The following is an 18,589-nucleotide window of genomic DNA, read 5'->3' as shown; positions in this document are numbered from 1 at the left end:
GGGGTAAAGACCCGCAAACAGCAACCCCCGCGCGGGTGGCGCGGGGGGCACAGGCAATTCGCAGAAAGATGCCGCTTATTTGAACTTGTAGCTCCGCGGGAAACCGTGCGGTGGGCGCTTGCCCACGCTGGCGCGCTTGCCCAGCCATTCGGTGAGGTCGGCTGCGTGTCGGGTCTTTCCGCCTCCCATCTCCCACTTGAGGCCGTCGTCCCAGTTGAACGTGGTGATGTCGCTGAGGCCGCCGTCCAGCTCCAGCGAGCCCTGCTTGCCGCGGGCCATGTTGTATTTTTGCAGGCGCACGCCCTTGCCGCGGGTCAGCTCGGGCATTTCCTCGACCGAGAAAACCAGGAACTTGCCGTTTTCCGAGACCACGGCGACGTGATCGCCCTCCACCGGGATACATATCTTGGCGCGCTCGTCGTCCTTGACGTTCAGCACCTGCTTGCCGCTGCGGGTCTGGGCGACGATGTCCTTTTCGGCGCAAATGAAACCGTTGCCCGCGTCGGAGGCGACCAGCAGCTTACCCTCCGGGTTGTGGATCAGCAGGTCGACGATTTCCACCTCATTGGGCAGGTCAACCATCAGGCGGACGGGTTCACCCATACCGCGGCCGCCGGGCAGGTTCGCCGCAGACAGGGTATAGAAACGGCCGTTGGAGCCGAACACCAGCAGCCGGTCGGTGGTTTCCGCGTGGAAGATGAAGCGCGGCCCATCGCCATCCTTGAACTTCAGCTCGCGGTTCAGGTCGATGTGGCCGGTCATGGCGCGGATCCAGCCCATCTGCGAGCAGACCACGGTGATCGGTTCCTTGTCGATCATGGCCTCCAGCGGCACGTCTTCGACCTCGCCCGCCTCGGCAAAGCGGGTGCGGCGGGCGCCGCCTGCATAGTCCTTACCGAACTGCTTCTTGGTTTCTTTCAGCTGCTCGGAAATGCGGGACCATTGCAGGTCTTCAGAGGCCAATAGTTCGACCAGCCCGGCGCGTTCCTCGCGAAGGGCATCACGTTCGCGGACCAGTTCGATTTCCTCGAGCTTACGCAAAGACCGCAGGCGCATGTTCAGGATCGCCTCGGCCTGCACCTCTGTCAGCTCGCCCGCGCCTTGCGCCGGGGTGATGTAGTCTGCCTCGGTGAAGGCGCGCGGGTGGTCCTTGCTCCAGTCCTCGCGGATCAGGGCGGCCTTGGGGTCCTCGTCATAACGGATGATGTCGATCACCCGGTCGAGGTTCAGGAAGGCGATGATAAAGCCCTCCAAGACCTCCAGCCGGTGGTCGATCTTTTCCATCCGGTGGCGGGAGCGGCGCTGCAGCACGTCGCGGCGGTGGTCGAGGAAGGCGCGCAGCACCTCCTTCATCGAGCAGACCTTGGGGGTTACGCCGTCGATCAGCACGTTCATGTTGAGGCTGAAGCGGATTTCCAGGTCCGAGTTGCGGAACATCATGTTCATCAGAACCTCGGGGTCCACGTTCTTGGACTTGGGTTCCAGGATGATACGGATGTCGTCCGCCGATTCGTCGCGCACGTCGGCGAGGATCGGCACCTTCTTGGTCTGGATCAGCTCGGCGATCTTTTCGATCAGCTTGGATTTCTGAACCTGGTAGGGAATCTCCGTGACGACGATCTGCCACTGGCCGCGGCCCAGGTCCTCAACCTCGTGCGTGCAGCGCAGGCGGAAGGAGCCGCGGCCAGTGCTGTAAGCCTTGGCGATGTTTTCCTTGGGCTCGACGATGATACCGCCGGTGGGGAAATCGGGCCCCGGCACATAGTTCAGCAGGGTGTCGTCGCGAGCATCCGGGGTTTTGATCAGATGCAGGCAGGCGTCGATCAGCTCAGCAATGTTGTGGGGCGGGATGTTGGTGGCCATGCCCACCGCAATGCCGGCCGCGCCGTTTGCCAGGATGTTCGGGAAGGTGGCGGGCAGCACCGCCGGTTCGGTCAGGCGGCCGTCGTAGTTGTCGCGGAAATCGACCGAATCCTCATTGAGGCCTTCCAGCATCGCCTCGGCGACGAAGGTCATCCGCGCTTCGGTGTAGCGGGAGGCCGCAGGGTTGTCGCCGTCGATGTTGCCGAAGTTGCCCTGGCCGTCGACCAGCGGGTAGCGGACGTTGAAGTCCTGCGCCAGGCGCGCCATCGCGTCATAGATCGCGGCATCGCCGTGGGGGTGGAAGTCGCCCATGGTGTCGCCGGAAATCTTGGCCGACTTCAGAAAGCCGCCGCTGGAGCTGAGCCGCAGGCGGTTCATCGCGTAAAGGATCCGCCTGTGCACAGGTTTCAGGCCGTCGCGGGCATCGGGCAGCGCCCGGTGCATGATGGTGCTGAGCGCATAGGTCAGATAGCGCTCGCCAATGGCGCGGCGCAGCGGTTCCAGGATTTCGCCTTGTTCGGGGGCGGAGGGCATGTCGGGATCTTCTACCAGGTCGGTCATGAAATCGTGATACTGCCGGCGCCGGAATTGGTAAAGCGGGCGCGCACGAATTTCGCACAGCTTCGCCCGCTGCCAGCCAGGCGCGGGGAGAAGACAGAAGAGTCTCCCCTGTTTCCTGTCCGTCAACTTGCCCTAGATAAAATGGAACCAGGCAGCCGCGCCGCGCGTTACTTTCCAAACTCTTGCAACCAGGGCAGCGGCCTTTTGCGGGTCATTGAATTTGCCTGTCTATTTTTGGTCTGGGGGGACCGGGTTATGTCGCGATTTGTTATGTTGTCCTTCGCTTTTCTGGGATGGGGATTTTATGAGCTGAGCGGAGGGGCGGACTTTGAACCGCCGCAACGGCCCGAGCCCGTGGCTGCCGCCAAACCCGATGCCCGTAAATCTGAACCTGTCAGAATCACCGCCGCTTCCCTGACGGCTCAGCCTGTTCTGACGCGCCGGTCACAGGCAGAAACGCCGGTGCGGCCCAAGGCTGATCCGGCGCTGCGTCAGCGCGTGGCGGCCGCTCAGCTTGCCAGTGCATCCAGTGTTCTGACCTCCACCCAAGCTGCATTCTCGGTCGGCTCCGGAGGCGGCACTTTGCAGCTCGCATCCCTGGATGGCGGCCTAGCCTCGATCACTGCGACGCCCGCCTCCACGTCAGAGGCGGCCTCCGCCGCCGCGGCAGAGCCTGCTCCGGAACCGGTTATCGACCGCCGCAGTATCCGCGCATCACGGGTGAACATGCGGCAGGGGCCAGGCACTAACTATCCGGTGATCACCCGGCTTCTGGCAGGTGACGAAGTCATCGTGATCGAGGATTCCGGCACTGGCTGGCTGCACCTGCGCGCGCCAGAGAAGGGCCGCGTCGGCTGGATTGCCGCTTCCCTGGTGAGCAAGAAACGCCCATAACTGGCCCCGGGCAAACCGGGTCAAGAGGCGTTCCACATGAAAAAAACCATCCTGATTACCGGCTGTTCCTCAGGAATCGGCCTGGATGCGGCGCGGGGAATGCGGGAGCGGGGATGGCGGGTGTTTGCCTCCTGCCGCCAGCAGCGTGATTGCGACCGGATGCGCGCTGAAGGATTTGAAAGCCCGCGGATTGATTACACCGACCCGGCCAGCATCGAATCCGGCCTGGAAGAGGTGCTGGAGGCCACCGGCGGCACCCTGGACGCGCTGTTCAACAACGGCGCGCACGGGCTGCCCGGCGCGGTCGAGGATCTGCCCACCGAAGCGCTGCGCACAATTTTCGAGGCCAATTTCTTCGGCTGGCACGAGCTGACCCGGCAAGTGATTCCCGTGATGCGCAAACAGGGGCACGGGCGGATCGTGCAGAATTCCTCGATCCTGGGCTTTGTCTCCTTTCCGTGGCGTGGCGCCTATGTGGCGACGAAATACGCGCTGGAAGGTCTGACTGACACGCTGCGGGTCGAACTGAAGGGGTCGGGCATCCACATGGTGCTGATCGAGCCGGGGCCGGTGACGTCAAAGATCCGGGAAAAGTCAATTCCCTATTTTGAGCGTTTTATCGACTGGAAGGCCTCGCCGCTGCGCGAGCTTTACGAGACGCGCCTGTTGAAGCGGCTGTATGAGAACAGCGGCCCGGACCGGTTTGAGCTGCCGGCCTCCGCCGTGACCGCGAAACTGGCACACGCCTGCAAATCCCGCCGCCCGCGCGCCCGCTACTATGTCACCACCCCAACCCATATCGCCGGGGTCCTGCGCCGCATCCTCAGCACAAGGGCAATTGACCGCATCCTGGTGCGGCTCGGATAGCGGATTCGCGGTCGCCTTCGCCTTGCACGCGGGGTAGATGGGTCCAACAGAATTGATACGCTTGGGGGACAGAATGAGCGATCCGCTGTATTATCTGGCACTGGCAGCCGTGGCGGCTGTGGTTGTGGCACTGGTCATCGGCATTGGCGGCTTTGGCAAAGGCGGCGAGTTTAACCGCCGGAACGCAAACAAGATGATGCGCCTGCGCATCCTGTTTCAATTCATTGCAGTGGTGCTCTTGCTGTCCTACGTCTACCTGCGCAGCCAGGGAGGATAATTGACGATGGTCGTTCTGAACAAAATCTACACCCGCACCGGCGACAAGGGCGAAACCGCCCTGGGCAACGGCGAGCGCGTGGCCAAACACTCGGCCCGTGTGAATGCATATGGCACTTCGGATGAGCTGAACTCCTTTGTCGGTGTTGCCCGGTTGGAAGCCGAAGGCGAGATGGACGCAGCACTGGCGCGCATTCAGAACGATTTGTTCGATCTGGGAGCCGATCTGTGCCGGCCGGAAATGGAGAAGGACGCCGAGGCAGAATACCCGCCGCTGCGGGTTGCGGCCGCGCAGGTCGAGCGGCTGGAGGCCGAGATCGACGGCATGAACAAGGATCTTGAGGCGCTGCGCAGCTTCATCCTGCCGGGCGGGTCCAAGCTGGCGGCGCATTTGCATGTCTGCCGCACCGTCGCCCGCCGCGCTGAGCGGCTGGCCACGGACCTGAGCACAACCGAGGACGTGAACCCGGCAGCGGTGAAATACCTGAACCGCCTGTCCGACTGGTTCTTTGTGGCCGCCCGCACCGCCAATAACGGCGGCAAGGACGACGTTTTGTGGGTGCCCGGCGCCAACCGCTGAGCCCCCTGCCCCGCTCTGATTCGCCGTTTAGCGCCGGATTTTTGCGAATCCGGCGCTAAACGCGTCATCCGCGGCAACGGCACCTTGCCGTCGCGGCAGGCGGATTTCCCACCGGAAACATTCTTGCAAAAATGATGTTCCAAATGAGCAAACGCGACGTCGGCGTGCGCTAACGTGACGATTTTGCCCTGTTGCAGGCGCACACCAGCCGGTATCAACGCTGCGAGAGCATAGAGGGGGAGTCGCCCTGAGGCGGCTTGCCGTTTGTTAAGGAGAGAACGCAAAATGAAGGTACTTGTGCCTGTCAAACGCGTGATTGACTACAACGTGAAAGTCCGCGTCAAAGCGGACGGCAGCGGTGTCGATCTCGCCAACGTTAAAATGTCGATGAACCCCTTCGACGAAATCGCCGTCGAAGAAGCCATCCGCCTGAAGGAAGCCGGCAAGGCGGACGAGGTCGTTGCGGTTTCGATCGGCGTGAAGCAGGCCCAGGAAACGCTGCGCACCGCGCTGGCCATGGGCGCAGACCGCGCCATCCTGGTGGTTGCAGCCGACGACGTGCACACCGACATCGAGCCGCTGGCGGTTGCCAAGATCCTGGCCAAAGTGGTCGAGGAAGAGCAGCCCGGCATCGTGCTCTGCGGCAAGCAGGCGATTGACAACGACATGAACGCAACCGGCCAGATGCTGTCGGCGCTGCTGGGCTGGTCCCAGGGCACCTTCGCCTCTGAACTGGACATCGAAGGCGAGACCGCAAAGGTTACCCGCGAAGTCGACGGCGGCCTGCAGACCATTTCCGTGAAGATGCCCGCCATCATCACCGTGGACCTGCGCCTGAACGAGCCGCGCTATGCGTCGCTGCCGAACATCATGAAGGCGAAGAAAAAGCCGCTGGACGAGAAAACCGCCGCCGACTACGGCGTCGACGTCTCCCCGCGCCTGGAAATCGTCAAGACCGAAGAGCCGCCGGCACGCGCCGCAGGCATCGTGGTCGGTTCGGTTGACGAGCTGGTTGAGAAACTCAAAGAAGCGGGGGCTGTGTAATGGCTGTTCTTCTCCTTGCTGAAGTGACCGACGGCGCGCTGGCGCTGGACGCAACCGCCAAAGCCGTGGCTGCAGCCTCCAAGCTGGGCGACGTGACCGTTCTGGCCGCCGGCGCCTCCGCTGCTGCGGCTGGCGAAGAAGCTGCCAAGATCGCTGGTGTAACCAAGGTGCTGGTCGCCGAGGACGCATCGCTGGGCCACCGCCTGGCGGAGCCGACCGCGGCGCTGATCGCTGGCCTGGCCTCCGACTATGAGCACATTGTTGCTCCGGCCACCACTGACGCCAAAAACGTTCTGCCGCGCGTTGCTGCGCTGCTGGACGTGATGGTGATCTCGGACGTTTCCAGCGTTGTCGACGGCAACACCTTCGAGCGCCCGATCTATGCCGGCAACGCGATCCAGACCGTAAAGTCCAGCGACGCCAAGAAAGTCGTCTCCTTCCGCACCGCGTCCTTCGACGCGGCCGGCGAAGGCGGCTCGGCTTCGGTTGAGACCATCTCTGCCGCCGACAACCCGGGCCTGTCCGAGTGGGTCGAAGACAAGGTTGCCGCAAGCGACCGTCCCGAGCTGACCTCTGCCGGCATCGTTGTCTCCGGCGGCCGCGGTGTTGGCTCCGAAGAAGACTTCAAACTGATCGAGACCCTGGCCGACAAGCTGGGCGCCGCTGTTGGCGCATCCCGCGCCGCCGTCGACTCGGGCTACGCCCCGAACGACTGGCAGGTTGGCCAGACCGGCAAGGTTGTTGCCCCAGACCTGTATGTCGCCATCGGCATCTCCGGCGCGATCCAGCACCTGGCCGGCATGAAGGACTCCAAGGTCATCGTGGCGATCAACAAAGACGAAGAAGCACCGATCTTCCAGGTTGCTGACTTCGGCCTGGTTGCCGATCTGTTCGAAGCCGTCCCGGCCCTGACCGAAAAGCTGGGCTAAGCCCGGCTGGACAGCTGACTAAACAGGAAGGCCCGCCAGCCGGCGGGCCTTTTTCCGTTCCGGGGACTGGTGTTATTCTTCCTGCAGCATTGGCTGCAGATAGGCGGCAAGCGCCTCGGCAATGCGCAGATGCTCGTTGGGGCCTATCATGTGACGCGCTGCCGGCAGCTCCATCTGGCCGAACACCATACCGGCGATATCCCTGGCAGCGGCTGCCGATTGCGCCCGGAACTCCACGATTCCCTGCACCTTGGGACGCAGAGCATCGGCCATCGAACGGTCCACGAGCACGGGCTCTTCCGGGAAACCGGCATCCGCATCCAGATGATAGCGCAGCCACAGCAACAGCACCTGGCCATCCAGCGCCTTGATCAGGCCGCTCATCCGCTCCACCCAGCTGCGCTGCAGTTGTTCACGCACCTGTTCGAACCGCTGTCCAGAGATATCCCGGAGCGTGCAAAGAAGGTGCTTGTTGAAATGGAATTCGGTAAAATCCACTTCCGGATAAAGCGTCTTAAGCGCCGGCTGCGCTTGCAGGAAGCGGTCATTGCGGCGCGGATGCACCCGGTAATACGGGTTCGAGATGTTCTGCGCCCCCAGCATCTGCAACACCGTGACCCGCGCGTCCCTGGCAAGTCCGATCATGGTGTCATCCTGCACGAAACTGTCCAGCCCGGCGTTCACACTGCCCAGATTGACGCAATTCACACCAAGCCGCCCCTGCAAGGAGTCGACAAAGGGAAATTCAACGAATCGCCCGTAAACTTCGGTTCCACCGAGGAAAGCAACATAAGGCTCGTCCAAGGACCGGTGCGGCCCCCGCACCAGCAGCCGGGATTTCCCATATCTGCATGGTTCCCCCGAAAGCGCCCCCGCGCTTTTGAGTTCATAGCTCATTTCACCACCAATTTTTCACCCGAGACTCACTCTGGAGGCGAACCATTGCAATTTCCCTAAAGCGAGAATTTGCCTCAAATCCACCCAAGCTGCTCTTGTGCCTGCCCTTCCCGGGCCAGTAAGGTTGCGGCAGATATTTCAGGAGCCTGAGGCATGGAAATTCAGAAGGTTGGTGTGATCGGCGCCGGGCAGATGGGCAATGGCATTGCCCATGTTATGGCGCTGGCAGGGTATGATGTCGTTCTGAATGACGTCAGCCAGCAGGCGCTCGACAGCGCGCTGAGCCTGATCCAAAGGAACATGGCCCGCCAGGCCAGCAAGGGGAAGATCGCCGAGAACGACGTGAAGGCGGCGCTGGCGCGGATCGTGCCGTCGCTGACCCTGGCAGAAGTCGGGGCAACCGATCTGGTGATCGAGGCTGCCACCGAGCGGGAAACCGTCAAGCAGGCGATTTTCGAGGATCTGCAGCCGCATCTGAAGCCGCACACGATCCTGACCTCCAACACCTCGTCCATCTCGATCACACGTTTGGCCAGCCGCACCGACCGCCCCGAGCGTTTCATGGGGTTCCACTTCATGAACCCGGTGCCGGTGATGCAGCTGGTGGAGCTGATCCGCGGGATCGCCACCGACGAGCCGACGTTCAACGCCTGCCAGGAAGTGGTTGCCCGGCTGGGCAAGACCTCGGCCAGCGCCGAGGATTTCCCGGCTTTCATCGTCAACCGCATCCTGATGCCAATGATCAACGAAGCGGTCTACACGCTGTATGAGGGGGTGGGGTCGGTGAAGTCGATCGACGAATCGATGAAGCTTGGTGCCAACCACCCGATGGGTCCGCTTGAGCTGGCGGACTTCATCGGCCTGGATACCTGCCTGGCGATCATGAATGTTCTGCATGACGGGCTGGCAGATACCAAGTACCGCCCCTGCCCGCTGCTGACCAAATACGTCGAGGCAGGCTGGCTGGGCCGCAAGACCCAGCGCGGGTTTTATGATTACCGCGGCGAAACACCGGTGCCGACGCGCTGACCTTGAACGGCAGGAGGGGGCCAGCCCCCTCTTGGCCTGGCGGCCAATTCACCCCCGGGATATTTTCAGCCAGATCAAGAGACGGATCGGACTCAGCTTTGCTTGCCCAGATTGAGCGTGTGCTCGCGCAGCCAGGCCATGAAGCCGCGCGGGTCGCTGTGCAGTTTCTCCATCTGCTCATCGGTCAGCGGCTTGCCGACGACCGGCGCCTGCGGTTTGTTGCAGGAGCGCACGATTTCATGCAGCAGGAGGCCCTGGCGCAGGATGGGAGAGATCTGGCAGGCGATCTGGTACCAGCGCGAGTTCGATCCCGGGAAATAGATCGGCACCACCCGTGCGCCAGAGCGGCGGATCAGCTGGGCGGTGAAGACGTTCCATTCCCGCTCAACGGCAGGGCCGAACCAGCTGTCGGACGACATCACCACGCCGGACGGAAACAGGGCAACGGCGCCTCCCTCCTTGAGGAAGGCCATGGTCTTGGCCCGCATATCGACCATCTTGCGCTGCGCTTCGGGGTCATGCGGGAAGGGCACCGGAATCATGAAGGAGGTCGCGGCCTCGTCCAGTCCTGTCAGCACCGAGCGGGTCAGGATCCGGTAGTCCAGGCGGCGGCGGCCGATCAGGTCAGCGAAAATCATGCCGTCGACCATCCCATGCGGGTGGTTGGCGACGATCACCACCGGCCCGTCGGCAGGGATGTTATCGATCTGCTCCTGCGGCGTCTCCAGGTCGATGCCCATGGTATTGAGCGCTCCGCGCCAGAACTTCTGGCCGCGGTATTCGGCGTTGTTCTTCTCGAACTTGCTGACCATGCGCAGGATCGTCAGCTTGCCGGTAAGCCATTCGATGGTCTTGATCGCCAAGGAGGTCCAGCGGTCATCAAAGGAGTTGGCATAGGTCAGCGTGCGGCGGTCATAGACCTCGCCCGTCTGATTAGCGGTATCCGATGCGATGCCGGTGTTCCTGTCGTGTGCGGTATCCGCCAATGTGTTCTTCCCGTTCCGCTGCCGGCGCGGGCCTAGTAGCCCTCGCCGAACTTATCGGCCACCAGGGCCTCCAGCGCATGCGCCAGCGCATCAGCATCGGGCCCCGAAGTCTCGACGTCAATAGTCGTTCCTTTCGAAGCTGCCAACATTAAAAGGCCCATAATGCTGTCACCGGAGGCGGACAGCCCGTCCTTTATCACCTCAGCCGAGGCGTCAAACCCTTCGACCACCTCCACCAGCTTGGCCGAGGCCCGGGCGTGCAGCCCTTTTTCATTGATGATTTTCAGCGTCTTCAGAGCCATTTAGTATGCCTGCTCCCCGTCAGGGTTTACGTTTTGCGCGTTGATATACTTGCGCCCGGCCTCCATGGCTTGCCGGACCGCGTCGGCCACCGGCAAGTGGCGGGATTTTGCCAGTTTGATGAGCATTGGCAGGTTGGCGCCGTAGAGAATCCGGCGGTCAGGCGGTGCGCATGCCTTGAGACTGAGATTGGAGGGGGAACCGCCGAACAGGTCTGTCACGACGACAACACCGCCTCCGGTGTCGACCTCATTCGCGGCAGCGCAGATCTCGTCCTGCTTGGCCGCCCGGTCGTCATCAGGGCCGATGGCGATGGCCACCAGGCTGGGCTGCGGCCCAACTACATGTTCCACTGCGGCCAGGTACTCCCTTGCCAGCCCGCCATGTGCTACGATCACGATCCCGATCAACCCGGCCTCTCAATTCTTTTGCTGGCCTTGCAGCTCGCGGTGTCTAATTGACACTTGCTGGCCGTCTTCTGCAAGGGCCTTGGCCAGGGTTTCCGCCATTGTGACCGATCTATGCTGGCCTCCCGTGCAGCCGAAGGCGATGGAGAAATGCGATTTTCCCTCTTGCCGGTAGGCCGGCAGCAACAGGCGCGTAAGGTCCAGCACCCGGGTAAAGAACGGCTCGTACAATGGGTCTTCCCTGACGTAGTCCTGAACGGCCGGGTCCTGGCCACTCAGCTGCCGCAGCGACGGCTCCCAATAAGGGTTCGTCAGAAACCTGCAGTCGAACACCATGTCGATTCCGTGCGGCACCCCGCGTTTGTACGAGAAGCTTTGCACGGACAGCGCCAGTGCCCTGCCCTCCGGTGCGAACCAGCGTTCGATCTCCGCCTTCAGCTGGTGGACATTCATCTCTGAAGTGTCGAGCAGGATGTCGGCGCGGTCGCGGATCGGCGCCATCAGGTCGAGCTCCCGGCGCACACCCTCTCCCGGTGATTCTGCCGGAGCCAGAGGGTGGCGGCGGCGGGTCTCGGAAAAGCGGCGCAGCAGCACGTCGGGCTGCGAATCGAGATAGAGCACGGTCAGCTCGACCTCCCGGCGCCCGGCCAGCATGTCGATCACATCCAGGAGCGCCCGCGGCGAGAAATCCCGGTTGCGGCTATCCAGTCCCAGCGCCACCGGCCGCGGCTCCGCAGCAGCATCAATCAAGCCGGGCAGCAGCCGCAGCGGCAGGTTGTCGATAGCCTCGAAACCGAGATCCTCCAGAACGTTGATCGCAGTGGTCCGGCCCGCGCCCGAAGGACCGGTCACCAAGACAGCCGGCACCGCCTTTTTGTCGGGATCAGGCATCGGGATCCAAGGCTCCGCATCTGAGGAATTGCATCAGCGCCGGGGCGAAATGTGGGGCATCGACGCGCTTCAGGCGGACCACCTCCTGCTCCAGGAGCCGCGTGGTCTGGCGTACCGGCAACCGTTCGGTTTCCTTTTCGTCCAGGTCCACCAGTGCCACGACAGGGACAGGGCTGCGGATTTGCGCGTGAAGGAGGCCCATGCAGCGGGCCTCTACCAAGCCGCGGATCGGCTCCGGCGCGCTGGCGACCACCTGTCCGTGCAGCGGTTGCAGCAGTACCCGGTCATCGGCGACCAACTGAGCACCATAAGCCATCAGCTGCAACGCCAGGGCCGACTTGCCCTGGCCGGACGTACCGGTAATCAAAAGCCCCCGCCCCTCCAGCGCGACGCAGGAGGCATGCAGGATAAGGCTTTCCGTATCAGACATGGTTACACCGGCAGACCAACCACAAAACGCGCGCCCAGTGGTTCAGAGGTGACATCGGCCTCAGTCGGACGGATGTTCTCGGCCCAGATCACGCCGCCGTGCGCCTCGACAATCTGCTTGGAGATGGCCAGGCCCAGCCCGGAGTTGTTGCCGAAATGCTCCACCGGGCGCTGCGAGTAAAACCGTTTGAAGATCTTGGAGAGCGCCTGGTCCGGGATGCCGGGTCCGGTATCCTCGACCACCACCAGCACCCGGTTGGCGCGGCGGCGGGCCCACACGCGAATGGCATCGCCTTCCTCGCAGAAGGAAATCGCATTGGTAATCAGGTTTACAAAAACCTGCGCCAGCCGCGCCTCCAGCCCCTGCAGCTGGATGGGCTGGGCGGGCAAGTCCGTAATGTAGTCGATCCCTTTGGCACGCGCGTCTTCGCCCAGATACTGGTTCAGGTTGCCCAGCATGGCCAGCAGGTCGAAATCCTCTTCCTCTTCCTTGACCAGTTCGGCATCCAGTCGCGAAGCGTTGGAGATGTCGCTGACCAGCCGGTCAAGCCGGCGCACGTCATGCTCGATCACATCCATCAGCTTCTCGCGCTGATCGTCGCGTTTGACCATGCGCAGCGTGCCGACGGCTGACTGCAGGCTGGCAAGGGGGTTCTTAATCTCATGCGCTACATCAGCAGCGAACTGTTCATTGCTGTCGATGCGGGAATAGAGCGCCTTGACCATGCCGCGCAAAGCGCGGCTGAGGCGGCCAATCTCATCCGGGCGGGCGGAGAGGTCGGGAATACGAATCCTTCCCGGACTGGACTTGCGGCTGCCGCGTTCGCGGCCCAGCTCAGCCGCCTCGGCCAAATCGGCCAGCGGATTGGCGATCGTAGAGGCCAGCACCAGGCTGAGACCGACCGAAACGAGCAGCGCAACAACAAACATCTGCAGCACCCGCTCCTGCTCTCCGCGCACCAGCGCGTCCACTTCGCCGGTGGGAGACGTCAAGGCAATCACGCCGACAGCCTTGCCGTTATGCATGATGGGCGTAGCGGCGGAGATTACCCGGCTGCCGCCTGTATCCACCACGGTTTCGACACCCGTGCCGCCATTCATGGCCCGGTCGACCAGACCACCCAGCCGCGTTTCAAGCGACGGGCTGTGACCGCCCGCTGCGGCGGCAGGCGTGCCGTCGCCATCAGCGAGACCCCAGAGTGCAGACAGCGCATCGCTGATCAGCGTTCTGTTCGTGCCACTGTCATTCAACACATTCAGGGCGTCACTGCGGTCGACCCCCTTGATGCTGGAAATAAGATTGCCGGTGGTGTCGAAAACAAATGCTTCGACCCCGCCGCGAAGGCTGAGCCGGGCCAGCGTGTCCCCGGCCTGGATGCCATCACCGGCGGCAAAGCTGACCGCCCCTGCGGCCGGCATTTCCGCCTCGAACACATCCGCCGCAAGCATTGCTTCAGAAACCAGGGTGCCCGCGCGCTGCTGTACAAGGCTTTGACGCGAGGAATTGAGGTACAAGATGCCAGTGACCAGAATGATCAGCGCAATCAGGTTGAATGTGATGATCTTGCGGGTCAGCGGTGAACCCTTAAGCGACAGCAAGCTGCGGCGCGCGCGGCTGACCTGCATTTCACGCGTGACTGATTGCTCCGGGGTGACCCAATCCTCCCCCAGAACAACATCGCCGTCCTGCTGACGTTGCACTATGCTGGTATCGCGCATACGCGCCCACTCCTCCGGCCGGGGGCAAACCGCCCCTCTCAAACGTGCCGCTTATTCTTCATTATAACGGTAACCGATTCCATAAAGAGTTTCGATTGCCGCAAATTCCGAGTCCGCGCTGCGCATTTTCTTCCGCAGGCGCTTGATATGGCTGTCGATGGTGCGGTCGTCCACATAAACCTGGTCATCATAGGCCACATCCATCAGCTGGTCGCGGCTTTTGACAAAGCCCGGACGCTGGGCCAGCGCCTGCAGCAACAGGAATTCGGTCACCGTCAGCGACACATCCTTGCCTTTCCAGCTGACTGCATGCCGCAGCGGGTCCATCCGCAGATTACCCCGCTCCATGACCTTTGTCTCAGGACTGCTGCTGCCGGCAGCATCACTGCTGATCGCCTCCTGCCGACGCAGCAGAGCGCGGATCCGTTCGACCAGCAGACGTTGCGAAAACGGCTTCTTCACATAGTCGTCAGCGCCCATCCGCAATCCCAGCACCTCATCGATCTCATCGTCCTTGGACGTGAGGAAGATCACCGGCATCTGGGTTTTCTGTCGCAGCCGCTGCAGCAGGTCCATACCATCCATGCGCGGCATCTTGATGTCCAGCACCGCCATATCGGGCAGCTTTTTGTTGAACGCGTCCAGTGCCGCCTGGCCGTCATTATAGGTTTCGACCTCAAAGCCCTCGGCCTCAAGCGTCATGGAAACCGATGTCAGGATATTCCTGTCATCGTCCACCAAAGCAATCTTTGACATTGGAATTGCCCCTAATCTGCTCTGTTCTCTGTTATGTTTTTACCACTTTCATCGCCGTTATGATCCGCCGAATCAATCCCAATTGAAGAATCGCGGCGATCTTTGGGTTCCATTGGGGCAAAAATACCTTAGCGTCTGCTGAACAAGCGGGCGGTTTTCCCCTTTGCAAATAATGGTTGCGCTAAACATTGCCTTGGTGGCGCTAACTAGGGGATGCCGGTCTGTTCACCGCCTGAAACGCCATGTTAAGACCGCGCCACCGGCAGCGATGCCGTTTTCTATTGCCCCAATGGCGCAGCCGCGCAGCCTGCGTGCCGCCCGCGCCGCCACAGGAGAAAAAACGCATGACATCTGGACGGGTTAACCCGCAATTCCGCCTCGAAGATCAGGGCATCGAGGGCCTGGGAAATGTCTATTACAACTTCATGGAGCCGGCGCTGATCGAAGCCGCGCTGAAGCGCGGCGAAGGCACGCTGGGCAATGGCGGCGCCTTCCTGGTCACCACCGGCAAATTCACCGGCCGGTCGCCCAAAGATAAACATGTCGTGAAAACCGACAGCGTGCGCGACACCATCTGGTGGGATAACAATGCCGCGATGAGCGCCGAAGGCTTTGACGCGCTGTACGCCGACATGCTGGAGCACATGAAAGGCAAGGACTACTACGTCCAGGACCTGGTGGGCGGTGCCGACCCGGCGCATGCGATCAACGTCCGCATGGTCACTGAGCTGGCCTGGCACAACCTGTTCATCCGCACCATGCTGCGCCGTCCGGACCGCGAAGACCTGGATGATTTCATCGCAGACTTCACCGTCATCAACTGCCCGAGCTTCAAAGCTGACCCCAAGCGGCACGACTGCCGTTCCGAAACAATCATCGCGATGAACTTCGACAAGAAGATGATCCTGATCGGCGGCACCGAATATGCGGGCGAGAACAAGAAATCGGTGTTCACCCTGCTGAACTACCTGCTGCCGGAAAAAGGCATCATGCCGATGCACTGCTCTGCCAACCACGCCAAGGGCAACCCAGTCGACACTGCCGTGTTCTTTGGCCTCTCTGGCACTGGCAAGACCACCCTGTCTGCTGACCCGGACCGTGTGCTGATCGGCGACGACGAACATGGCTGGGCCGACAACGGCACCTTCAACTTTGAAGGCGGCTGCTATGCCAAGACCATCAATCTGAACCCAGAGGCAGAGCCGGAAATCTATGCCACCACCTCCAAGTTCGGCACCGTGATCGAGAACATGGTGTTCGACGAGGAAACCAAAGAGCTGGATTTCAACGACGACAGCCTGACCGCCAACATGCGCTGCGCCTACCCGCTGCATTACATCTCCAATGCATCGGCCAGCGCACGCGGCGGCCACCCCAAGAACATCATCATGCTGACCTGTGATGCGTTCGGCGTTCTGCCTCCGATCTCGCGGCTGACCCCGGCCCAGGCGATGTACCACTTCCTGTCGGGTTTCACCTCCAAGGTGGCCGGAACCGAGCGCGGCGTGACCGAGCCGGAACCGACTTTCTCCACCTGCTTCGGCGCCCCCTTCATGCCGCGCCGTCCTGAGGTCTACGGCAACCTGCTGCGCGAAAAGATCGCCCAGCACGGCGCGACCTGCTGGCTGGTGAACACCGGCTGGACCGGCGGTGCCTATGGCGTTGGCTCGCGGATGCCGATCAAAGCGACCCGCGCGCTGCTGACCGCAGCTCTCGACGGCTCGCTGGCCGAGGCCGAATTCCGTAAGGACGGCAACTTCGGCTTTGACGTGCCGGTCACCGTGCCGGGTGTGCCGGAGGTGCTGCTGGATCCGCGCCGCACCTGGGACGACCAGGAAGCCTATGACCGTCAGGCCGCCAAGCTGGTGCAGATGTTCTCCGACAATTTCGAGCAGTATCTGCCGTTCATTGACGAGGACGTGAAAGCGGCTGCCATCGGCTGATGCCGTCCGAATTCCTCTGAGTAAAGAAAACCCCGGCCTTTTCGCCGGGGTTTTTCATTTCAGGAAATTTATTTTCCAATAAACCATTCTTTAACCCTTCCAGCGCAAACCTTCCGCAAGCGCGACTTTGCGGCTGTTTTACTGATTTTTGCGCCACATCGGGGAGGGCGAGATGGATAAAGAGGCCTTGAAGGTTTTCAACAGCATTTTCAGCACCGGCAGCGCCTTTGTGTACCGCTGTGCCAATGACGAGACCTTCACGATGAAGTTCATGGCCGGGCAGGTCGAAAAACTTTGCGGCTGCCCTAAATCGGACATTCTTGGAAATGCCAAGGTGTCCTACGTTGATTTGACTCATGCCGAAGACATCGACCGTGTCTTTGCCGATGTGGACGCTGCCATCGAAGCAAAGGAGAACTGGGATGTCGCCTACCGCCTGAGCCGTCCCGACGGCTCGGACGCCTGGGTGCGCGAGCGCGGCAACGCGGTCTACGACGACAGCGGTGAGATGGTCTATCTCGAAGGGCTGGTGGTAGATGCATCAGCTGAGGTCAACCTGCGCATGGAACTGCAGGAGACACTGAACCGGACTGAGGAGGCCAACGCCGAGATCATTAACTTGGCTGAGAACATTCTACGGTCCGTTCAGAAGCTGTCCATCCTGGCGATCAACGCCGGGATCGAGGCCGCACGGGCAGGCAAGGCAGGCTTGGGCTTTGCCTACCTCGCCCGGGAGATCAAGGCGCTAGCGGATGAGAACAACCGCTGGGCCAGCCGCATCACCGACACGATGGCCCAGCGCAAGCGCGATGAGGCACGGGAGGCGGCCAGCGAGGCAGAGGCCGGTTAGCGGGCCACCGCCCCCGTGATCATGTCCCGCACCTTGAGCGCATAGCGGTCGGTCATGCCAGAGACGAAATCGGCCAGCGAGTGCATCGCGGTGTAGGCGTCCTCCACCCCGCGCAGGTCCAGATCCACAGCGCGGATCAGCTTGGCCCAGTAACCATGACGGGCTTTCAGTTCTTCTGCGTCCCAGCCGCACGCACACAGGTCCTCATATAGGCCCTGGAAATGGTCCAGCACCGAGTGCAGTACTTGGCGCCCGGTAATCTCCAGTTCAGTCTTGCGGCGGGCGACAAATATCCGCTGCTCCGAAAGCTCTTTCAGCCGGGCAAAGGCCTGCGCCTTGGAGGACACTTCCATCAGCCCTTCGTTGAACTCGCCCATCATGATGGCGTCATAGTTTTCGATAAATGCCTCTACGGCGGCGTCAATGGACTGGCCAATTGCGAAGGCACGCAGCAACCCGATACGGTCGCGCATCGGCAGGCGGCGGTCCTCATTCGGTTTCCCGACAATCCCCTCAAGGGCCTCGGCAACCTCGGCGCGGTCCAAGTCGCCAACGCTGGCAGCGTCCTCGATATCAAGTATGCGATAGCAGATGTCATCTGCCGCCTCGACCAGAAAGGCCAGCGGGTGCCGCCGCCTCCAGCCTCCGGACTCAGCGGGCAGGCCCAGCGCATCGGCGGTTTCTTCGAACAGCTCTGCGTCGGAGTTGAATACCCCGAATTTCTTGAGGCCGACATAGGGCGCCTTGCCGGCTCCCACAGCTTCATCCCGCACCAGACGGGTGCAGGGATACTTCATGAAAGCGCCCAGTGTCGCATAGCTGAGCCGCAGCCCGCCCTGCTGCTGAGCGTATTCCAAGCGCCCGACGATACGGAAGCCTTGCGCGTTGCCCTCGAAATGCTCGAACTCGGCGCGCAGGTGCTGCGGCACTTGTGCTGCGATACCGCGGCCGGACCGGAACTGGGCTGCGAACCAGTCGCCGATGCTGTCCTCGCCTGAATGGCCAAACGGCGGATTGCCGATATCATGCACCAGGCAAGCGGCCTCGACGTGGCCTGCCAGCCGTGCGACCTGCTCCGCCTGCAGGCTGCCGCGTTCCACCAGCGCAGCCCCCACGCCTGCCCCCAAAGAACGGCCCACACTGGCCGTTTCCATGCTGTGGATCATCCGGTGGTGCACGTGGTCATGGTCATGCAGCGGGTGCACCTGGGTTTTCTGAGCCAAACGGCGGAATGGCTCAGAGAACAGGATCCGGTCGTAATCCTGCAGATAGGCCGGACGGCCTGCTTTCTCGCCATACTCCGGCCGACACAGCCGCCCGGGGCTCAGCAGCCTGTTCCACTCCATCGCCATGTGCCTGCTCCTTTGC

General features: G+C 61.9%; 20 protein-coding genes. 9 read left to right on the top strand and 11 right to left on the bottom strand.

Translation table 11 applies throughout. From position 1 onward, the window contains the following. Positions 1-75 precede the first annotated feature (75 nt). Positions 76-2,424, bottom strand: coding sequence for a DNA topoisomerase IV subunit A (locus ACXAED_RS09890; RefSeq protein ID WP_475049256.1), 2,349 nt, complete (start codon positions 2,422-2,424; stop codon positions 76-78). Between ACXAED_RS09890 and ACXAED_RS09885 the strand changes: the two genes are divergently transcribed. From ACXAED_RS09885 to ACXAED_RS09860, 6 genes are all read left to right on the top strand, one after another. After that, the gene (locus tag ACXAED_RS09885; RefSeq protein WP_475049254.1) at positions 2,377-3,318 is read left to right on the top strand and encodes an SH3 domain-containing protein; all 942 of its coding nucleotides are present in this window, start codon (positions 2,377-2,379) and stop codon (positions 3,316-3,318) included. The two genes, ACXAED_RS09890 and ACXAED_RS09885, sit on opposite strands and share 48 nt — an antisense overlap. Positions 3,319-3,354: 36 nt before the next feature. Further along, the gene (locus ACXAED_RS09880) at positions 3,355-4,185 is read left to right on the top strand and encodes an SDR family NAD(P)-dependent oxidoreductase (protein WP_475049253.1); all 831 of its coding nucleotides are present in this window, start codon (positions 3,355-3,357) and stop codon (positions 4,183-4,185) included. A gap of 73 nt (positions 4,186-4,258) precedes the next feature. Then, the gene (locus ACXAED_RS09875) at positions 4,259-4,462 is read left to right on the top strand and encodes a twin transmembrane helix small protein (protein WP_421056242.1); all 204 of its coding nucleotides are present in this window, start codon (positions 4,259-4,261) and stop codon (positions 4,460-4,462) included. Between the two features lie 6 nt (positions 4,463-4,468). Beyond that, positions 4,469-5,041: a cob(I)yrinic acid a,c-diamide adenosyltransferase gene (locus tag ACXAED_RS09870; protein WP_475049251.1), complete on the top strand. Its 573-nt coding sequence runs from the start codon at positions 4,469-4,471 to the stop codon at positions 5,039-5,041. A gap of 285 nt (positions 5,042-5,326) precedes the next feature. After that, on the top strand, positions 5,327-6,085 hold the full coding sequence (locus ACXAED_RS09865; RefSeq protein WP_475049250.1) for an electron transfer flavoprotein subunit beta/FixA family protein: 759 nt from the start codon (positions 5,327-5,329) through the stop codon (positions 6,083-6,085). Continuing rightward, on the top strand, positions 6,085-7,014 hold the full coding sequence (locus tag ACXAED_RS09860; protein WP_475049248.1) for an electron transfer flavoprotein subunit alpha/FixB family protein: 930 nt from the start codon (positions 6,085-6,087) through the stop codon (positions 7,012-7,014). The genes ACXAED_RS09865 and ACXAED_RS09860 overlap by 1 nt, the downstream gene beginning before the upstream one ends. Before the next feature lie 72 nt (positions 7,015-7,086). Here ACXAED_RS09860 and ACXAED_RS09855 read toward each other — a convergent pair whose 3' ends face one another. Next, a complete protein-coding gene (locus tag ACXAED_RS09855; protein WP_475049246.1) occupies positions 7,087-7,911 on the bottom strand; it encodes a DUF6473 family protein in 825 nt (274 codons plus the stop codon). A gap of 153 nt (positions 7,912-8,064) precedes the next feature. Here ACXAED_RS09855 and ACXAED_RS09850 point away from each other — a divergent pair, with 153 nt between their 5' ends. After that, positions 8,065-8,940, top strand: a complete 876-nt coding sequence (locus tag ACXAED_RS09850) for a 3-hydroxybutyryl-CoA dehydrogenase (protein ID WP_475049244.1) — start codon at positions 8,065-8,067, stop codon at positions 8,938-8,940. 92 nt (positions 8,941-9,032) lie between these two features. Here ACXAED_RS09850 and ACXAED_RS09845 read toward each other — a convergent pair whose 3' ends face one another. Genes ACXAED_RS09845 through ACXAED_RS09815 form a run of 7 tightly spaced genes read right to left on the bottom strand, consistent with a single transcriptional unit; the run spans position 9,033 to position 14,428 of the window. Beyond that, positions 9,033-9,926, bottom strand: a complete 894-nt coding sequence (locus tag ACXAED_RS09845; RefSeq protein WP_475049243.1) for a lysophospholipid acyltransferase family protein — start codon at positions 9,924-9,926, stop codon at positions 9,033-9,035. A gap of 32 nt (positions 9,927-9,958) precedes the next feature. Beyond that, the gene (locus tag ACXAED_RS09840; RefSeq protein WP_027235562.1) at positions 9,959-10,228 is read right to left on the bottom strand and encodes an HPr family phosphocarrier protein; all 270 of its coding nucleotides are present in this window, start codon (positions 10,226-10,228) and stop codon (positions 9,959-9,961) included. Beyond that, positions 10,229-10,636, bottom strand: a complete 408-nt coding sequence (locus ACXAED_RS09835) for a PTS sugar transporter subunit IIA (protein WP_475049241.1) — start codon at positions 10,634-10,636, stop codon at positions 10,229-10,231. A gap of 9 nt (positions 10,637-10,645) precedes the next feature. Further along, positions 10,646-11,524, bottom strand: a complete 879-nt coding sequence (gene rapZ, locus ACXAED_RS09830; RefSeq protein WP_475049239.1) for an RNase adapter RapZ — start codon at positions 11,522-11,524, stop codon at positions 10,646-10,648. Further along, a complete protein-coding gene (locus ACXAED_RS09825; RefSeq protein WP_475049237.1) occupies positions 11,517-11,954 on the bottom strand; it encodes an HPr kinase/phosphorylase in 438 nt (145 codons plus the stop codon). The genes rapZ and ACXAED_RS09825 overlap by 8 nt, the downstream gene beginning before the upstream one ends. Positions 11,955-11,956: 2 nt before the next feature. After that, positions 11,957-13,672: a sensor histidine kinase gene (locus ACXAED_RS09820; protein WP_475049235.1), complete on the bottom strand. Its 1,716-nt coding sequence runs from the start codon at positions 13,670-13,672 to the stop codon at positions 11,957-11,959. Positions 13,673-13,723: 51 nt separating this feature from the next. Next, positions 13,724-14,428: a response regulator transcription factor gene (locus ACXAED_RS09815; RefSeq protein ID WP_475049234.1), complete on the bottom strand. Its 705-nt coding sequence runs from the start codon at positions 14,426-14,428 to the stop codon at positions 13,724-13,726. 344 nt (positions 14,429-14,772) lie between these two features. Here ACXAED_RS09815 and ACXAED_RS09810 point away from each other — a divergent pair, with 344 nt between their 5' ends. Continuing rightward, positions 14,773-16,371, top strand: coding sequence for a phosphoenolpyruvate carboxykinase (locus ACXAED_RS09810; RefSeq protein ID WP_475049233.1), 1,599 nt, complete (start codon positions 14,773-14,775; stop codon positions 16,369-16,371). Here the strand turns inward: ACXAED_RS09810 and ACXAED_RS09805 are convergent. Further along, positions 16,334-16,729, bottom strand: a complete 396-nt coding sequence (locus ACXAED_RS09805; protein ID WP_475053172.1) for a hypothetical protein — start codon at positions 16,727-16,729, stop codon at positions 16,334-16,336. The two genes, ACXAED_RS09810 and ACXAED_RS09805, sit on opposite strands and share 38 nt — an antisense overlap. On the opposite strand from ACXAED_RS09805, the gene ACXAED_RS09800 reads away from it, so the two are divergent. Further along, a complete protein-coding gene (locus ACXAED_RS09800; RefSeq protein WP_475053082.1) occupies positions 16,634-17,221 on the top strand; it encodes a methyl-accepting chemotaxis protein in 588 nt (195 codons plus the stop codon). The two genes, ACXAED_RS09805 and ACXAED_RS09800, sit on opposite strands and share 96 nt — an antisense overlap. Here the strand turns inward: ACXAED_RS09800 and dgt are convergent. Then, complete coding sequence (gene dgt / locus ACXAED_RS09795; protein WP_475049232.1) at positions 17,218-18,573, bottom strand: dGTP triphosphohydrolase; 1,356 nt, start codon at positions 18,571-18,573, stop codon at positions 17,218-17,220. The two genes, ACXAED_RS09800 and dgt, sit on opposite strands and share 4 nt — an antisense overlap. Positions 18,574-18,589 lie beyond the last annotated feature (16 nt).

Source organism: Leisingera sp. ABM4_103 (assembly GCF_056158685.1).
Note: the sequence above shows the minus strand (reverse complement) of the source record. Positions and strands in the feature narration are given on the sequence as shown.

Excerpts from the sequence above, each read along its gene's own strand:
- ACXAED_RS09890 (WP_475049256.1), bottom strand. The coding sequence starts at position 2,424 with ATGACCGACCTGGTAGAAGATCCCGACATGCCCTCCGCCCCCGAACAA.
- ACXAED_RS09880 (WP_475049253.1), top strand. The coding sequence starts at position 3,355 with ATGAAAAAAACCATCCTGATTACCGGCTGTTCCTCAGGAATCGGCCTG.
- ACXAED_RS09875 (WP_421056242.1), top strand. The coding sequence starts at position 4,259 with ATGAGCGATCCGCTGTATTATCTGGCACTGGCAGCCGTGGCGGCTGTG.
- ACXAED_RS09870 (WP_475049251.1), top strand. The coding sequence starts at position 4,469 with ATGGTCGTTCTGAACAAAATCTACACCCGCACCGGCGACAAGGGCGAA.
- ACXAED_RS09865 (WP_475049250.1), top strand. The coding sequence starts at position 5,327 with ATGAAGGTACTTGTGCCTGTCAAACGCGTGATTGACTACAACGTGAAA.
- ACXAED_RS09860 (WP_475049248.1), top strand. The coding sequence starts at position 6,085 with ATGGCTGTTCTTCTCCTTGCTGAAGTGACCGACGGCGCGCTGGCGCTG.
- ACXAED_RS09855 (WP_475049246.1), bottom strand. The coding sequence starts at position 7,911 with ATGAGCTATGAACTCAAAAGCGCGGGGGCGCTTTCGGGGGAACCATGC.
- ACXAED_RS09850 (WP_475049244.1), top strand. The coding sequence starts at position 8,065 with ATGGAAATTCAGAAGGTTGGTGTGATCGGCGCCGGGCAGATGGGCAAT.
- ACXAED_RS09840 (WP_027235562.1), bottom strand. The coding sequence starts at position 10,228 with ATGGCTCTGAAGACGCTGAAAATCATCAATGAAAAAGGGCTGCACGCC.
- rapZ (WP_475049239.1), bottom strand. The coding sequence starts at position 11,524 with ATGCCTGATCCCGACAAAAAGGCGGTGCCGGCTGTCTTGGTGACCGGT.
- ACXAED_RS09825 (WP_475049237.1), bottom strand. The coding sequence starts at position 11,954 with ATGTCTGATACGGAAAGCCTTATCCTGCATGCCTCCTGCGTCGCGCTG.
- ACXAED_RS09820 (WP_475049235.1), bottom strand. The coding sequence starts at position 13,672 with ATGCGCGATACCAGCATAGTGCAACGTCAGCAGGACGGCGATGTTGTT.
- ACXAED_RS09815 (WP_475049234.1), bottom strand. The coding sequence starts at position 14,428 with ATGTCAAAGATTGCTTTGGTGGACGATGACAGGAATATCCTGACATCG.
- ACXAED_RS09810 (WP_475049233.1), top strand. The coding sequence starts at position 14,773 with ATGACATCTGGACGGGTTAACCCGCAATTCCGCCTCGAAGATCAGGGC.
- ACXAED_RS09800 (WP_475053082.1), top strand. The coding sequence starts at position 16,634 with ATGAAGTTCATGGCCGGGCAGGTCGAAAAACTTTGCGGCTGCCCTAAA.
- ACXAED_RS09805 (WP_475053172.1), bottom strand. The coding sequence starts at position 16,729 with ATGAGTCAAATCAACGTAGGACACCTTGGCATTTCCAAGAATGTCCGA.
- dgt (WP_475049232.1), bottom strand. The coding sequence starts at position 18,573 with ATGGCGATGGAGTGGAACAGGCTGCTGAGCCCCGGGCGGCTGTGTCGG.